We start from the raw sequence: 12,602 nt of genomic DNA, 5'->3' as shown, positions 1-12,602 counted from the left end.
GGGTGTTGACGCTTCTGGCTATGGGTGTTAGCTTTTGGCTAACGCTCGTAGCCAGGAGGCACACATGCTCGAACACATCGAACGCGACGGCGGCACCATCGCCGTCGACGTCAGCGGTACCGGACCCCTCGTCGTCCTCGCCCACGGCATGGGGGACAGCCGACACTCGTACCGGTTCATGGTGCCGGAACTCGTCGCCGCCGGGTACCGGGTCGCGAACGTCGACATCCGCGGCTGCGGCGACTCGAGCACCGGGTGGTCCGGGTACTCCCGCACCGACATCGCCGGGGACCTCGTCGCCGTCGTCCGGCACCTCGGCGGCCCGGCCGTCATCGTCGGACAGTCCATCAGCGGCGGGGCTGCGACCATCGCCGCCGCCGACGCCCCGGACGTCATCACCGGCGTCGTCGAACTCGCCCCCTTCACCCGGGCGCAGTCGTTCGACCTCGGCGGGTTCCTCCGCAACCGGAACCGCCACCGCTCCGGCACGGTCCAGCTCCTCCGCGTGATGGTCTCCGGCAGCCTGCCCGGGTGGCTCGCCTACCTCGACCTCGCCGTCCCCACCAAGCCCAGCGACTGGGCCGTGGAACGCGGCCGCATCGAGGACGCACTGCGACGTCCCGGACGGATGACGGCCCTCCAGGCCATGACCAAGACGACCCCCGCGGACGCCGGCGCACGACTGGCGGACGTCCGCTGCCCGGTCCTCGTCGTCCAGGGTGGTGCCGACCCGGACTGGGCGGACCCGGCCGCGGAGGGCCGCCGCGTCATCGGCGACCTGCCGACCGGACTCGGCGAACTCGCCGTCATCGACGGTGCCGGCCACTACCCGCACACCGAGACGCCCGCCGAGGTCCTGGCGCTCGTGCTGCCGTTCCTCGGCCGCACCCTGACGGCCACCACCACCGGGGGTGACCGTGCCTAGGGCCGGACTCGATCCCTCCGTCGTCACCGAGGCGGCCGCCGCCCTGGCCGACGAGAACGGCCTCGCCCAGCTGAGCATGAGCACCGTCGCGGACCGGCTCGGCGTGAAGCCGCCGTCGCTCTACAAGCACGTGGCAGGCCTCCCGGACCTGACCCGACGGATCGCCGCGCTCGCCGCCGCGGAGCTCACCGGGGAACTGACCGACGCGACCCGGGGGCGGACCGGACGGGAGGCCCTGGCCGCCGCCGCGCGCACCGTGCGTCGGTACGTGCAGGAGCACCCCGGCCGCTACGCGGCCACCACCGGCACCCGCCCGGCAGAGGCCGACGACCCGCTCGCCACGGCCCTCGATCGGTCACTGTCGTCCTTCGTCACCGTCCTCCGCGACTACGGACTCGACCCGGCCGACGAGGTGCACGCGCTCCGGATGCTCCGCAGCATGCTGCACGGGTTCGCCACGCTCGAGGTGTCCGGCGGGTTCCAGCTCGGCACCGACGTCGACGAGAGCTTCACGTGGATGATCGACTTCCTCGACCAGGGACTCCGGGCACGGGCGTCGGACGGGGGCGGGCGCGCGGTCGTCGATGACGAGGGCGTCGCTGCTCGGTAGGCTGTTGACCGGGGGGACCATGAGCGACACGATCAACACCTGGGGCGGGCAGAAGCCGGCCGTCGGGCGCGCACAGCCGCTGTTCACCGCACACCGGCCGTCCTGGCTCTGGATCGGCGTCGCGGTCTTCGGGGCGGGCATCGTCCTCTTCGGGGCGGTCACGGCGCTGCGGGACGGCCTCTCCGGCGAACCGGACGCAGCCACGATGGCGGGCCTCTCGGTGTTCTTCTTCTGCGGCCACGGCGCGCTCTGGCTCCTCGCGGCCGCAGCGATCCGGCGCTCCCGCATCGAGGGGTACGACCGACACCTCGAGGTCGTCTTCGGGTTCCGCAAGCCGAGGGCCGTCCGCCCTGAGGACATCGGCCGGTTCCAGCTCGAGGTGCAGTCCAAGAACGACATCACGTTCCACACCGTCATCGCGCGGGACCAGCGGGGGCGGAAGCGGCTCGTCCGGGCCACCCGCGGCCACCCGGGCACCGACCGGGTCGAGACGTGGTTCGCGGAGCACTGCCCGAAGGAGTGGGCGGCGTTCACCGCCCCGCGGCCGGACCCGCGTCAGGCCGGCCTCGGCTGACGCTGGTTGGCGCCGGTTGCGCCGGTTGGCGCGGGATGACGCCGGTGTCCCGCATGGCTGCGTCAGCGGCGCGCGACCGCCGCGGTGAGGGCTGCCTCGATGACGTCCACCGGATCGGGGAGTCGGGCGATCGCCGCGGCGACCTCGCGACTCCGCGCCGCGAACGACGGTGACGTCAGCACCTCGGCAACCGCACGGCCGACGGCCTGGGCCCGGGGTGTCCCGGTCCGCAGATCGCGCCCGCAGCCGGCCCAGGCGACCCGGGCTGCGACCTCGGGCTTGTCCTCGGTCGAGCCCGCGACGACGAGGGGGACACCGTGGGCCAGGGCTCGCTGCACCCCGCCGAACCCGCCGTTCGTCACGACCACGTCGCACAGCGGCAGCAGGCGGTCGTAGGGCAGGTGGGTCGCCACGCGCGCGTTCCCCGGCAACGCGCCGCCGAAGGCACGTTCCACCTCGTCGACCGGCCGTCCGCCGGTGCTCACGACGACCAGGACGTCCTCGTCGGCCAGTGCGCGCAGGGCCGGGACCACCAGCCGACCGAGGTCGACGTTGTCGATCGTGCCCTGCGTGACGTGCACGACGGGGCGGCCGAGACGGAGGTCCCGCCACCAGTCCGGCAGGGACTCGGCCTGCTGCGGGTCGTCCGTCGATCGCAGCGGTCCGACGAAGTGCACCGAGGTGGGCAGCTCACGGCGTGGGTACTCGAGCTCCGCCACACCCAGCTGGAACAGCTGGTCGAAGCACCGGTAGGCGAAGTCGAAGGTGTCGATCGGGGACGGCGGCGCGCCGACCTGCGCCAGCATCGTGTCGGCCGCGCGACGGAGCGGCTGGGTGAGCGCCGGTCGCAGCGCAGCGGTGAGCAGGCGGTTGCGGAGAGCGCCGATCGGTCCCCGTCCGGGCTGCAGGCCGGCGCCGAACGGAGCCGTGTCGACGCTCCCCATCGTCACCGGTGTCGTCCCCACGCCGAGGACGGGCAGGCGGTCCTCCGGTGGGAGGGCGAGGTACGGTGCGAGACCCGTGAAAGCCGCCTCGCCGAGGACCGCGTCGAACCCGCCGCGGTCCAGCAGCGCACGCATCGCCCGGTACTGGCCCGGGATGACCCGGACGAAGACGGCGAGCATGCCCTCGCGGACACGGGTGATGCCACGGGCACTGCCGGCGTCACCGAGCACCTCCTCCATCTGCCCGTCGTCGAAGTCGACGCTCGCGGGCAGGGGGACGTGCCGGATCCCGGCGGAGGCGACGAGGTCGTGGTACTTCGCGCCGGTGAGCATCGTGACCTCGTGTCCGCGCACGACGAGGCCGCGCCCGACGGCGACGAGCGGTGCCAGGTGGCCGTAGACGGGTGGGGCGCAGAGCAGGTACGACGGCACGGTTCTCGGTCGATTCATTCGGGGACGGCGGGGGAGCGGCCGATCGTGCCGGCCACCGGAACGGCGGTGTTCGTCAGACGATCGTATGGTGAGGCCACGGGGTGACTCCATGAACATGGCCTCAGTCCACGCGCCGCCCAGGCCCCGAGGCGTGCCACCATCGAGCCATGGGGGAGACCATCGTGCTGCCGGCGCAGTCGCCGCGGCGAACGGAACTCGAATCGAGCGGGTGGGTCGTCGTCGCCCGCTCGTTCGCCGCGCAGCTCGACGCGGACCGGATCGACGAGTACCGGTTGCGGACGCTCGTCGCCGGCGCTCCCGGATTCGTCCGCGCCCTGGGCGCCCCGGACGCCGACGCCGTGCTCGAGCTCGACCGGGGGACGACCGGGGACTACCCGGGGAGCGTCGCGACACAGCACGAGCCGCTCGACCGGGCCGGTGCGACGCCGTCGGCCGCGCGCCGGGCGTTCGGTGCCTTCCTGACGGACGGCGAACTCGTCGCGATGACGTTCGTCAGCGTCGACGGCACCGATGCCGAGACCGACTTCACCGTCGTCCACAGAACCCAGCGGGGTCGTGGCCTCGGCGTCGCGGTCAAGGCCGCCTCGGTCCTCGCGCTCTCCGCGGCGGGTGTCACGCGCTTCCGGACCGGCGGGTCGGCGGACAACGCCGCGATCCAGCGGGCGAACGACGCGCTCGGCTACGTCCGTGACGAGGAGTGGGTCACACTCGGGCGGGTCGGGGGCTGACGGTCTGCACGGCGGGTCAGGGGCCCTGTCGTCCTGTTCGTCCTGCACACCGAGGAGTGTCCGGTCACGGCTCCGGCGTTACAAACTCGTCAGCGCACGACCGTCAGCGCCCACTCCGGCGCCGCCAGCAGCTCCTGGAGCTCGTTGACCAGTCGTGCCGTGTGGAACCCGTCCGCCGCTGCGTGGTGCACCTGGACCGCGACGGGCATCACCGTCCGTTCCGCTGCCCGCCGGTACCGTCCGAGCGTGATGATCGGGAGCAGGTGGTCCCACCCGTCCCCGATCTGGAGCGTGAACCCGGTGAACGACGCCCACGGGATGCTCGACACGTCGAAGGTGTTCGCCGGGGTGTCGGCCTGCGGGAAGAGCGTCGTCGCAGTTCGGTACCGATCGACGACCTCGGCCGCTTCGTCGTGGAAGGTCGGGAAGTCGTCCCGGTGCGGCGTCCACACCCCCGCGAACGTCTCCCGCTCGGCGTTGAACACGGTGAACGCGGGGTGCACGACGTCCCAGACCGCGGGAGCGCCGGTCGGGTCGAGCGCCATGCGGAACTCCTGGTGCCGGTTCACGATCGTCGACAGGGCCCAGATCACGGCGATCGAGCTCTTGACCGCCGTCCCGCTGAGGGCCGACCGGAGTTCGGTGACGTCGACGTCGACCGTCATCGCGTAGGTGCAGGGGACGCGGTCCCGGTAGTGTGCGAAGTGCTCACGCCGCGGCCAGGTGGACAGGTCGATCGGTCGGAGGGTCCCCATGGCCACGAGCGTAGGGCCGCGACGTTGTCAGGGGAGTGCGCGCACCACGCCGTCCAACGTTTCCAGGTGCAGGTCGGCCTGGGCGACCTCGATGCGCTCGGCGTGCACGTGGCCCCACGGTCCGCGACGGATGAACGCGGCCCACATCCCGGCTGCCCTCGCCGGCAGGACGTCGTTGTCCAGACGGTCGCCGACGTACAGGACCTCGTCGGCACGGCAGCCGGACGCCGCGACGACCCGGTCGAAGAACTCCGGCGACGGCTTCGCAACACCCCAGGACGTCGACGACGCGATGAAGTCCGGCGCGCAACCGGCCGCACGCAGCTGCTGCTCGACCCCGGCCGGCTGGTTCCCCGCGATGCCGACCAGGAGGCCGTGGGCTCGGACCGCCTCCAGCGTCGCGACCGCATCCGGGTACAGGTCGACCGCCTCGATCGGCGGAGCAACCGGCGGATGCGGAATCCCGAGGATCCGCCACACCTCACGGTGGTCCTCGCCCCGCTCGATCATCGCTCCGAGGAGCGCCATCAGCGTGAACGGTGGGACGCCCGCGAGCTCGGCGCTGCGCCACCAGATCCGGGACTCGTCCACGAGCGTCTCGCCCACGTCGAAGACGACCGCCCGGAGGCCCGTGGGGACTCGTCGGTTCTGCACACGCCGATCCTCGCACCCCGGCCGCGAGCGGGCAGCCCGGTACGGTCGCAGACATGGCTGTCTCGTTCTCCGTCCGCCGAACCGTCGAGGACGACTGGCCGCTGGTGCGTGGCCTGCGCGTCGAGAACGCGACCGACAACCCGATCTCCTACGGGGCGACGCTCGAGACGACGCTCGCGATGACGGAGGCCGACTGGCGGCTCCGTGCCCGGCGCGGCCAGGCCGAGGACGCGACCAGCCTCGCTGCCGTCGAGACCGACACCGGGCGGTGGATCGGCATGATGAGCGCGCAGAGCCACGACGACGACGGGTCCGACCCTGTCCTCACCGGCGTCTTCGTGTCCCCTGACCGCCGCGGGCGGGAGAACGGGGTGGCCGACGCGCTGCTGGACGGCATCCTCCGGTGGGCGCTCGAACGAGGTGCCACGCGCCTCCGGTTGTACGTGGACGAGCACGCCGAGCCCGCGCGCCGCTTCTACGCACGGCACGGGTTCGTCCCCACGGGGAGGACGCGTCCGGTCGGGTTCACGGCCGGCAACACGCTCGAACTCGTCCGGACGCTGGACAGCGCCGCGCGGGACGGGCGCACCCGATGACCGCGATCCGACTGGTCGAGCCGGACGACAGTCGTGCGCTCGCCGACCTGCTCGTCCGCAACCGGGCGTTCCTCGCCCCGTGGAGCCCGATCCGCGCCGACGACCACGAGACCGTCGAGGGGCAACGGCGGGACATCGACCTGGTCCTGGAGCGCCACCATCGCGGCGAGAGCGTCCCGTTCGTGGTCCTCGACGCCGCCGGTGAGGTGGCCGGCCGCCTGACCCTCAGCGGCATCGTGCGTGGACCGTTCCGGTCGTGCGCGATGGGGTACTGGCTGTCGGAGGACCGCACCGGCCGCGGTCTCGCCACCCGGGCGGTCGCCGCAGCGCTCCGGCATGTGTTCGACGACCTCGGCCTGCACCGGGTCCAGGCGGAGACCCTCGTCCACAACACCGCGTCCCAGCGGGTCCTGGCCCGGAACGGGTTCGTCCAGTACGGGCTCGCTCCGCGGTACCTGGAGATCGCGGGCCGGTGGCAGGACCACCGCATGTTCCAGCGGCTGCGCGACGACCCTCCGGTGTCGTCCGGCCATTGACTTTCCACACTGGCAAGTGATTGACTTGCCGACATGGAAAACGAATCGGCGCACGTCGACCCCGCCGACCCGACCGACGCTCGACAGGCGCTCGCCGCCGTCGACGCGACCCGGGCCTCCGTCGCCGATCGTCTGGTGACCCCCTGGTGGTACCACCCCGTCCTCGGCCTGCTCGGCGGCGGGTACCTGGTCGGCTACGTGCTCGGCGACACCCTCGTCCGCGCGGTCGTGCTCCTCGTCTTCTTCGCCGGGATCATCGCGCTCGTCTCGGCTTACCGACGACTGACCGGCGTGTGGGTCTCCGGGCTCCGCGCCGGGTCCGCGACGTGGTGGGCGGTGGCGGTCGGGGTCGTCGACGTGGTCGCGGTGCTCGCGGCCTTCGTCGTGCACGAGTCCACGGGCCTCCGGTGGCCGGTGTGGGTGCTGGCCGGGGTCGTCGCCCTGGCGATGGTCGTGGCCGGCAGCCGGTTCGACCGTCGGCTCCGATCGGAGTTGCGGCGCGGCCGGGTCCGGGTCTCGTGACCACCACGCCGACGACCGACCGGGGGAGCGACGGGGGCGGCGCGTTCGACGAGGTCGTGCACGCCCCGAACCGTCTGCAGATCTGCGCGTTCCTCGAGCCGCTCGACCAGGCCGAGTTCTCGGTCGTGCGCGACGTGCTCGGCGCGAGCGACTCGGTGACGAGCAAGCACGTCAAGGTGCTGCAGGACGCCGGGTACCTGACGGTGCGCAAGCCGACCGGCAAGGGGCGCGTCAAGACGTGGCTCGCACTCACCCCGGAGGGCCGCACCGCCTACCGCGGACACGTCGCGGCCCTGCGCGCACTGCTGGGCTGACGTCCGCCAAGCCCCTCGAGACCGGCCGACGTCAGCCCGGCAGCACCGCGGGAGCGGTCAGAACGGGACGCCGCAGACCAGCACCGCGTTCGCGAAGGCCGTCGCCTCGCCGGTGCGGACGAACAGCCGTGCACCGGCGGACATCGTCTTCAGCTCCTCGTGCGGCACCGAGCGGCGGTCGGGGAACCGGTCGCCGAGCCAGGTGCCGGCCTCGGTGCCCGCGGCTTCGGACGCCGCGATGCACTCCTGGAACACCGCGTCGCCGAGCAGTGCGTCGAGGACGTCGACGAACCGCGGGACGCCGTGCACGAGGGCGAGGTCCACCACCGGCACCCCGGGCGGGATCGGCAGTCCGCAGTCCGCGACGACGACCAGGTCCCCGTGTCCGAGTCGGCTCAGTCCGGCGTTCAGCTCGGCGTTGAGGATCCCGCCCTTCTTCACGCGCCGACCTCCGCGTCCTCGGTACCGACCCGCGGCAGCACGTCGTCGAGCGTGGGGTAGGACGGCTGCGTCCCGACGCCCTGCACGGCGAACGCACCGACCCGGACGGCCTGTCCGGCCGCGTCGAGCAGGGTGTCGCCCGCCGCCAGCCCGGCTGCCAGCGCGCCGACGAACGCGTCACCGGCACCGGAGGAGTCGACGGCCCGCACCCGGGGCGACGGCACGGCGACGACGACGGGCCGGTCGACGTCGCGTCCACCGGCGGACACCAGCGCACCGCGTGCGCCGAGCGTCACGACCACCGACCGGATGCCGAGCGACCGCAGTGCGCCGACCAGTGCGGTCTCGTCGGTCGGCACCACGGAGTCGGGGACGAGCTGCGCCAGCACGAGGGCTGCCTCGTGCTCGTTGACGACGAGCGGGTCGGCGGCGAGCACGACCTCCCGTCCGACCGGCACGACGGGTGCCAGGTTGAGCAGGACCCGCCCGGTCGCCGCCGTGGCGGCGGCCGCGATGCCGTCCGCGGGGACCTCGCCCTGCAGGACGACCACCGCGGCCGACGCGACGGTGTCCGAGGCCGCGAGCACGGCCTCCTCCCCGGTCGACGCGTTGGCCCCGGGGACCACGACGATCGTGTTCTCGCCGGTGCGGTCGACCGTCACGGTCGCGAGCCCGGTGGGGGCGTCGACCGCGCGGACGTGGGTGACGTCGACGCCGCTGTCGGCCAGGAGGCTCGTGGCCACCTCCGCCGCACCGTCGCGTCCGACGCTCCCCACCATCACGGTCGGCGCGCCCCGGCGGGCGGCCGCGACGGCCTGGTTCGCGCCCTTGCCGCCGGGCAGCAGGGCGAAGGAGGTCGCGACGAGCGTCTCACCCGGCGCGGGGTGGCGGTCGACGGTCACGACCTGGTCGACGTTGAGCGAACCCACGACGACCACGGTTCCGGTGGGACGGCTCACTTGGTGAAGTCTCCGACGTTGCTCTTGGTCACCGACACGACGGGCACCTGGACGGTCTTGTCGGCCTTGCCGGAGACGGCCTTGACGGCCTGGTCGACCGCCAGCGCACCGAGCTTGGCGGGCTGCTGCGCGACCGAGCTGCTCAGCGTGCCGTCCTCGATCGCCTTCAGGCCGTCGGCCTCGCCGTCGAAGCCGGCGACCTTGACGCTCGTGCCGGCCTTCGCACCGAGGGCCTTGATCGCGCCCAGGGCCATCTCGTCGTTCTCGGCGAAGACGCCGACGACGTCCGGGTGGGCCTGCAGCAGGTTGGTCGTGACGTCGAGCGCGGTGGCACGGTCGAAGTTCGCGGTCTGCTTGCCGACCACCGTGATGTTCGGGTACGCCTTGATGCCCTCGGCGAAGCCCTGGCCGCGGTCACGGCTGGCGGAGGTGCCGGCCTGACCCTGGAGGACGAGGATCTCGCCCTTCTCACCGATCGCCTTCGCCAGGTCGTCGGCGGCCTGCTTGCCACCGGCGACGTTGTCGCTCGCGATGAACGAGTCGACCGAGGCGTCGTTGACGGTGCGGTCGACGGCGATGACCGGGATCTTCGCCTTGTTCAGTGCGGTGACGCTCGGGCCCGCGGCGTCGGAGTCGACCGGGTTGACGATGACGGCCTTCGTGCTGCCGCTCGAGGCGGTCTGCAGCTGGTTGGCCTGCTGGGCGGAGTCGTTCTGGGCGTCGACGACGTCGAGGGTGACGCCCTGCTTCTTCGCCTCGGCCTTCGCGCCGTCGCGGACCTCGACGAAGAACGGGTTGTTGAGCGTGGAGAGGGCGAGCGTGATCTTCATGTCGCCACCGCCCGAGGCACCGGTGCTGCTCGTGCGGTTGCACCCGGCGGTGCCGAGGACGACCAGGCCGGCGACGACGCCGACGGTGGCGACCTTCTGGAAGGAGGAGAACTTCATCGTTGGTTCCTTTGTGGAGAGGGGATGGGGGAGGAAGAAGCGGCGTGGAGCGCGCGTCAGCTGCTGCGCGTCTTGCGGCGCAGCACGTCGAACCCGACGGCGACCGCGATCACCAGGCCGATGACGACCTGCTGCCAGAACGAGCTGACGTTGAGCAGGTTCAGGCCGTTGCGGATCACGACGAGGACGAGCGCACCGATGAAGGTGCCCGAGATCCGGCCGACACCGCCGGCGAGCGAGGCGCCACCGATGACGACCGACGCGATCGCGTCGAGCTCGTAGCCGCTGGCTGCCTGCGGCTGCGCCGAGTCGAGGCGACCCGCCAGCAGCAGGCCGGCGAGGGCGGCGAACAGCCCGGACAGGCCGAACACGACGACGACGATGCGCTTGACCGGGAGGCCCGACAACCGTGCCGCCTCCGCGTTGCCGCCGACGGCGTACATGCTCCGACCGATCACGGTGCGGTTGAGGATGAAGGACGCGATCAGGGCAGCGACCACGAGGACGATGATCGGCACCGGCACCGGGCCGATGTCACCGCCGAGGAACGACACCTGGGGCGAGGTCGGCACCGGCTTGCCGTCCGACAGCACGAGCGTGAGACCACGGGCGACGCTGAGCATCGCCAGGGTCGCGATGAACGACGGCAGCTTGCCGTAGGCGCTCGCCAGGCCGTTCACGACGCCGGTGACGAGCCCCGCGACCAGACCACCGACCAGGGCGAGCCAGCCCGGCAGCCCCGCGGTCGCGAAGAACCACGCCGACACCATCGCCGACAGCGCGGCGACGGACCCGACGGACAGGTCGATGCCGCCCGCGACGATGACGAACGTGACGCCGAACGCGAGCACGGCCACGGTCGACACCTGGATGCCGATGTTGAGGAGGTTGCGGCCGGTCAGGAAGTCCGGCGTCGCGATGAAGAGGGCGATGCAGAGCACGACGAGGCCGACGAGGGCGCCGTTGTTCGCCAGGAACTTCGTGAACGAGGAGGACCGGTTCGGGGCCTTCACAGTGGTCGATGACATGCGGCGTGTGCTTTCTGGTGGGTACTGCGCTGTACGCGGGGAGGGCGCGCGGCCGCGTCGGGCCGTGCGGGGAGGAGTCGCTCGGGCGACGGGCGGCTCAGGCGGCGTCGGCCTCGGTGTCCGGGACGTCGCGGGCGGCGAGGGTCATCACGGCGTCCTCGGTGGCGTCGGAGCCGTCGAGTTCGCCGGCGATCCGGCCGTCCCGCATCACGAGGACCCGGTCGCTCATGCCGAGCACCTCGGGCAGCTCGCTCGACACCATCACGACGGCACCTCCGGCCGCGGTGATGGCGTTGACGAGTTCGTAGATCTCGACCTTCGCCCCGACGTCGACGCCGCGGGTGGGTTCGTCGAGCAGGAGCACGCTCGAGCCGGCCAGGATCCACCGACCGAAGACGGCCTTCTGCTGGTTGCCGCCGGAGAGCGATCCGATCGGCTGCTCGATGTCGTGCATCCGGATCCGCAGTCGGGCGGAGACCTGTTCGGCACGCTGCTTCTGTCCGGCGAAGTCGACGAGTCCGGCCCGGGCGCTGGACGCGAGCGTGGCGTAGCCGAGGTTGTCGTTGACCGAGGCGCCGAGCACCAGGCCCTGACCCTTGCGGTCCTCCGGCACGTGGCCGATGCCGGCGCGGATCGCACCGGCGACGCTGCCCTTGCCGAGCTGCCGTCCACGGACCGTGACCGTGCCGCTGTCGTAGCCGTCCGCCCCGGCGATCGCCCGGACCAGTTCGGTGCGTCCGGCGCCGACGAGTCCGGAGATGCCGACGATCTCACCGGCGTGCACGTCGAAGGAGACGTCCTGGAACCGTCCGGCCGCGGTGAGGTGCTCGACGCGGAGGACCGGGTCGGCGCGGTCCACGACGGCGCTGCCGGTCGGGTACTGCTCCTCGATGCTGCGGCCGACCATCAGGCGGACGAGCTCGTCCTCCGGGGTCGACGCCGGGACCTCGGCGACGAAGTGGCCGTCGCGGAGCACGGCGACCGTGTCGCCGATCTCCGCGATCTCGTCGAGGTGGTGGCTGATGAACAGCATCCCCACGCCCCGGGCGCGGAGGTCGGCGACGACCCGGAACAGCGCCTCGGTCTCGTGGCGGGTGAGTGCTGCCGTGGGCTCGTCCAGGATCAGGATCCGCGCCTCCACGCTGAGCGCCTTCGCGATCTCGACCAGCTGCTGTCGCGCGATGCCGAGCTCGCCGACGGGGGTGTCGACGTCGACGTCGAGCCCGATCACGGCGAGCGCGGCCTCGGCCTGACGACGGAGCGACTTCCGGTCGACCAGCCCGAAGCGGGTCGGGATCCGGCCCATCATCACGTTCTCGGCCACGCTGAGCGAGCCGACCAGGTTGAGTTCCTGGTGGATCGTTGCGATGCCGAGCCGCTCGGCGGCCGTGACGGTCGGGAGGCTCACCTCGGCTCCGTCGACCAGGATCCGTCCGCCGTCGGGCTGGTGGATCCCCGACATCATCTTGATGAGGGTCGACTTGCCGGCGCCGTTCTCGCCCAGGAGGACCTGGACCTTCCCGGCGTGGACGTCGACCGTGACGTCGGTGATCACCTGGACCGGACCGAACGACTTGCTGACGCGGTCGAGGGTCAGGAGGGGTGTCTGGGCCATG

The 12,602-nt window shown here is 72.3% G+C and carries 16 protein-coding genes; 8 read left to right on the top strand and 8 right to left on the bottom strand.

Translation table 11 applies throughout. From position 1 onward, the window contains the following. Positions 1–64: 64 nt before the first annotated feature. From JOD51_RS11755 to JOD51_RS11745, 3 genes are read left to right on the top strand one after another with little or no spacing between them, the layout of a single operon-like run. Positions 65–925, top strand: a complete 861-nt coding sequence (locus tag JOD51_RS11755) for an alpha/beta fold hydrolase (RefSeq protein WP_204608648.1) — start codon at positions 65–67, stop codon at positions 923–925. Beyond that, entirely contained in the window at positions 918–1,535 is a 618-nt protein-coding gene (locus tag JOD51_RS11750) for a TetR/AcrR family transcriptional regulator (RefSeq protein ID WP_204608645.1), read from the top strand. The genes JOD51_RS11755 and JOD51_RS11750 overlap by 8 nt, the downstream gene beginning before the upstream one ends. A gap of 19 nt (positions 1,536–1,554) precedes the next feature. Continuing rightward, positions 1,555–2,109: a hypothetical protein gene (locus JOD51_RS11745; RefSeq protein WP_204608642.1), complete on the top strand. Its 555-nt coding sequence runs from the start codon at positions 1,555–1,557 to the stop codon at positions 2,107–2,109. A 62-nt stretch (positions 2,110–2,171) separates the two neighbouring features. Here JOD51_RS11745 and JOD51_RS11740 read toward each other — a convergent pair whose 3' ends face one another. Beyond that, on the bottom strand, positions 2,172–3,503 hold the full coding sequence (locus JOD51_RS11740; RefSeq protein WP_239539856.1) for a nucleotide disphospho-sugar-binding domain-containing protein: 1,332 nt from the start codon (positions 3,501–3,503) through the stop codon (positions 2,172–2,174). Positions 3,504–3,652: 149 nt separating this feature from the next. Between JOD51_RS11740 and JOD51_RS11735 the strand changes: the two genes are divergently transcribed. Then, a complete protein-coding gene (locus JOD51_RS11735; protein ID WP_204608639.1) occupies positions 3,653–4,234 on the top strand; it encodes an acetyltransferase in 582 nt (193 codons plus the stop codon). An 89-nt stretch (positions 4,235–4,323) separates the two neighbouring features. Here the strand turns inward: JOD51_RS11735 and JOD51_RS11730 are convergent, their stop codons facing one another. Both JOD51_RS11730 and JOD51_RS11725 read right to left on the bottom strand, forming a co-directional pair. Beyond that, positions 4,324–4,989: a CatA-like O-acetyltransferase gene (locus tag JOD51_RS11730; RefSeq protein ID WP_204608636.1), complete on the bottom strand. Its 666-nt coding sequence runs from the start codon at positions 4,987–4,989 to the stop codon at positions 4,324–4,326. Between the two features lie 27 nt (positions 4,990–5,016). Beyond that, complete coding sequence (locus JOD51_RS11725) at positions 5,017–5,643, bottom strand: HAD family hydrolase (RefSeq protein WP_204608633.1); 627 nt, start codon at positions 5,641–5,643, stop codon at positions 5,017–5,019. 53 nt (positions 5,644–5,696) lie between these two features. Here JOD51_RS11725 and JOD51_RS11720 point away from each other — a divergent pair, with 53 nt between their 5' ends. From JOD51_RS11720 to JOD51_RS11705, 4 genes are read left to right on the top strand one after another with little or no spacing between them, the layout of a single operon-like run. Further along, a complete protein-coding gene (locus JOD51_RS11720) occupies positions 5,697–6,239 on the top strand; it encodes a GNAT family N-acetyltransferase (protein ID WP_204608630.1) in 543 nt (180 codons plus the stop codon). Next, complete coding sequence (locus JOD51_RS11715; protein ID WP_204608628.1) at positions 6,236–6,775, top strand: GNAT family N-acetyltransferase; 540 nt, start codon at positions 6,236–6,238, stop codon at positions 6,773–6,775. The genes JOD51_RS11720 and JOD51_RS11715 overlap by 4 nt, the downstream gene beginning before the upstream one ends. Before the next feature lie 33 nt (positions 6,776–6,808). Then, a complete protein-coding gene (locus JOD51_RS11710) occupies positions 6,809–7,297 on the top strand; it encodes a hypothetical protein (protein ID WP_204608625.1) in 489 nt (162 codons plus the stop codon). Continuing rightward, positions 7,294–7,611 carry a transcriptional regulator gene (locus tag JOD51_RS11705; RefSeq protein ID WP_204608622.1) on the top strand — a complete coding sequence of 106 codons (318 nt, stop codon included), beginning with the start codon at positions 7,294–7,296 and terminating at the stop codon, positions 7,609–7,611. Before JOD51_RS11710 ends, JOD51_RS11705 begins: the two co-directional genes overlap by 4 nt. Positions 7,612–7,668: 57 nt before the next feature. On the opposite strand, the gene rbsD is transcribed toward JOD51_RS11705, so the two are convergent. The 5 genes from rbsD to JOD51_RS11680 all read right to left on the bottom strand — a co-directional run bounded on the left by rbsD (position 7,669) and on the right by JOD51_RS11680 (position 12,601). Next, the gene (rbsD, locus tag JOD51_RS11700; protein WP_204608619.1) at positions 7,669–8,052 is read right to left on the bottom strand and encodes a D-ribose pyranase; all 384 of its coding nucleotides are present in this window, start codon (positions 8,050–8,052) and stop codon (positions 7,669–7,671) included. After that, on the bottom strand, positions 8,049–9,011 hold the full coding sequence (locus tag JOD51_RS11695) for a ribokinase (protein WP_204608617.1): 963 nt from the start codon (positions 9,009–9,011) through the stop codon (positions 8,049–8,051). Before JOD51_RS11695 ends, rbsD begins: the two co-directional genes overlap by 4 nt. After that, positions 9,008–9,958 (bottom strand): substrate-binding domain-containing protein, encoded by a 951-nt coding sequence (locus JOD51_RS11690; RefSeq protein ID WP_204608614.1) that lies wholly within the window; start codon positions 9,956–9,958, stop codon positions 9,008–9,010. The genes JOD51_RS11695 and JOD51_RS11690 overlap by 4 nt, the downstream gene beginning before the upstream one ends. A gap of 56 nt (positions 9,959–10,014) precedes the next feature. Then, positions 10,015–10,986 carry an ABC transporter permease gene (locus JOD51_RS11685; protein WP_204608611.1) on the bottom strand — a complete coding sequence of 324 codons (972 nt, stop codon included), beginning with the start codon at positions 10,984–10,986 and terminating at the stop codon, positions 10,015–10,017. A 97-nt stretch (positions 10,987–11,083) separates the two neighbouring features. After that, on the bottom strand, positions 11,084–12,601 hold the full coding sequence (locus tag JOD51_RS11680) for a sugar ABC transporter ATP-binding protein (protein WP_204608608.1): 1,518 nt from the start codon (positions 12,599–12,601) through the stop codon (positions 11,084–11,086). Position 12,602 lies beyond the last annotated feature (1 nt).

The sequence above is a fragment of the Curtobacterium herbarum genome, assembly GCF_016907335.1.
Classification (GTDB): Bacteria; Actinomycetota; Actinomycetes; order Actinomycetales; family Microbacteriaceae; genus Curtobacterium; species Curtobacterium herbarum.
The sequence above is the reverse complement of the archived record's forward strand: the minus strand, read 5'-3'. Positions and strand labels throughout refer to the sequence as shown.

Excerpts from the sequence above, each read along its gene's own strand:
- JOD51_RS11730 (WP_204608636.1), bottom strand. The coding sequence starts at position 4,989 with ATGGGGACCCTCCGACCGATCGACCTGTCCACCTGGCCGCGGCGTGAG.
- JOD51_RS11740 (WP_239539856.1), bottom strand. The coding sequence starts at position 3,503 with ATGAATCGACCGAGAACCGTGCCGTCGTACCTGCTCTGCGCCCCACCC.
- JOD51_RS11735 (WP_204608639.1), top strand. The coding sequence starts at position 3,653 with ATGGGGGAGACCATCGTGCTGCCGGCGCAGTCGCCGCGGCGAACGGAA.
- JOD51_RS11685 (WP_204608611.1), bottom strand. The coding sequence starts at position 10,986 with ATGTCATCGACCACTGTGAAGGCCCCGAACCGGTCCTCCTCGTTCACG.
- JOD51_RS11680 (WP_204608608.1), bottom strand. The coding sequence starts at position 12,601 with ATGGCCCAGACACCCCTCCTGACCCTCGACCGCGTCAGCAAGTCGTTC.
- JOD51_RS11720 (WP_204608630.1), top strand. The coding sequence starts at position 5,697 with ATGGCTGTCTCGTTCTCCGTCCGCCGAACCGTCGAGGACGACTGGCCG.
- JOD51_RS11690 (WP_204608614.1), bottom strand. The coding sequence starts at position 9,958 with ATGAAGTTCTCCTCCTTCCAGAAGGTCGCCACCGTCGGCGTCGTCGCC.
- JOD51_RS11715 (WP_204608628.1), top strand. The coding sequence starts at position 6,236 with ATGACCGCGATCCGACTGGTCGAGCCGGACGACAGTCGTGCGCTCGCC.
- JOD51_RS11710 (WP_204608625.1), top strand. The coding sequence starts at position 6,809 with ATGGAAAACGAATCGGCGCACGTCGACCCCGCCGACCCGACCGACGCT.
- JOD51_RS11755 (WP_204608648.1), top strand. The coding sequence starts at position 65 with ATGCTCGAACACATCGAACGCGACGGCGGCACCATCGCCGTCGACGTC.
- JOD51_RS11745 (WP_204608642.1), top strand. The coding sequence starts at position 1,555 with ATGAGCGACACGATCAACACCTGGGGCGGGCAGAAGCCGGCCGTCGGG.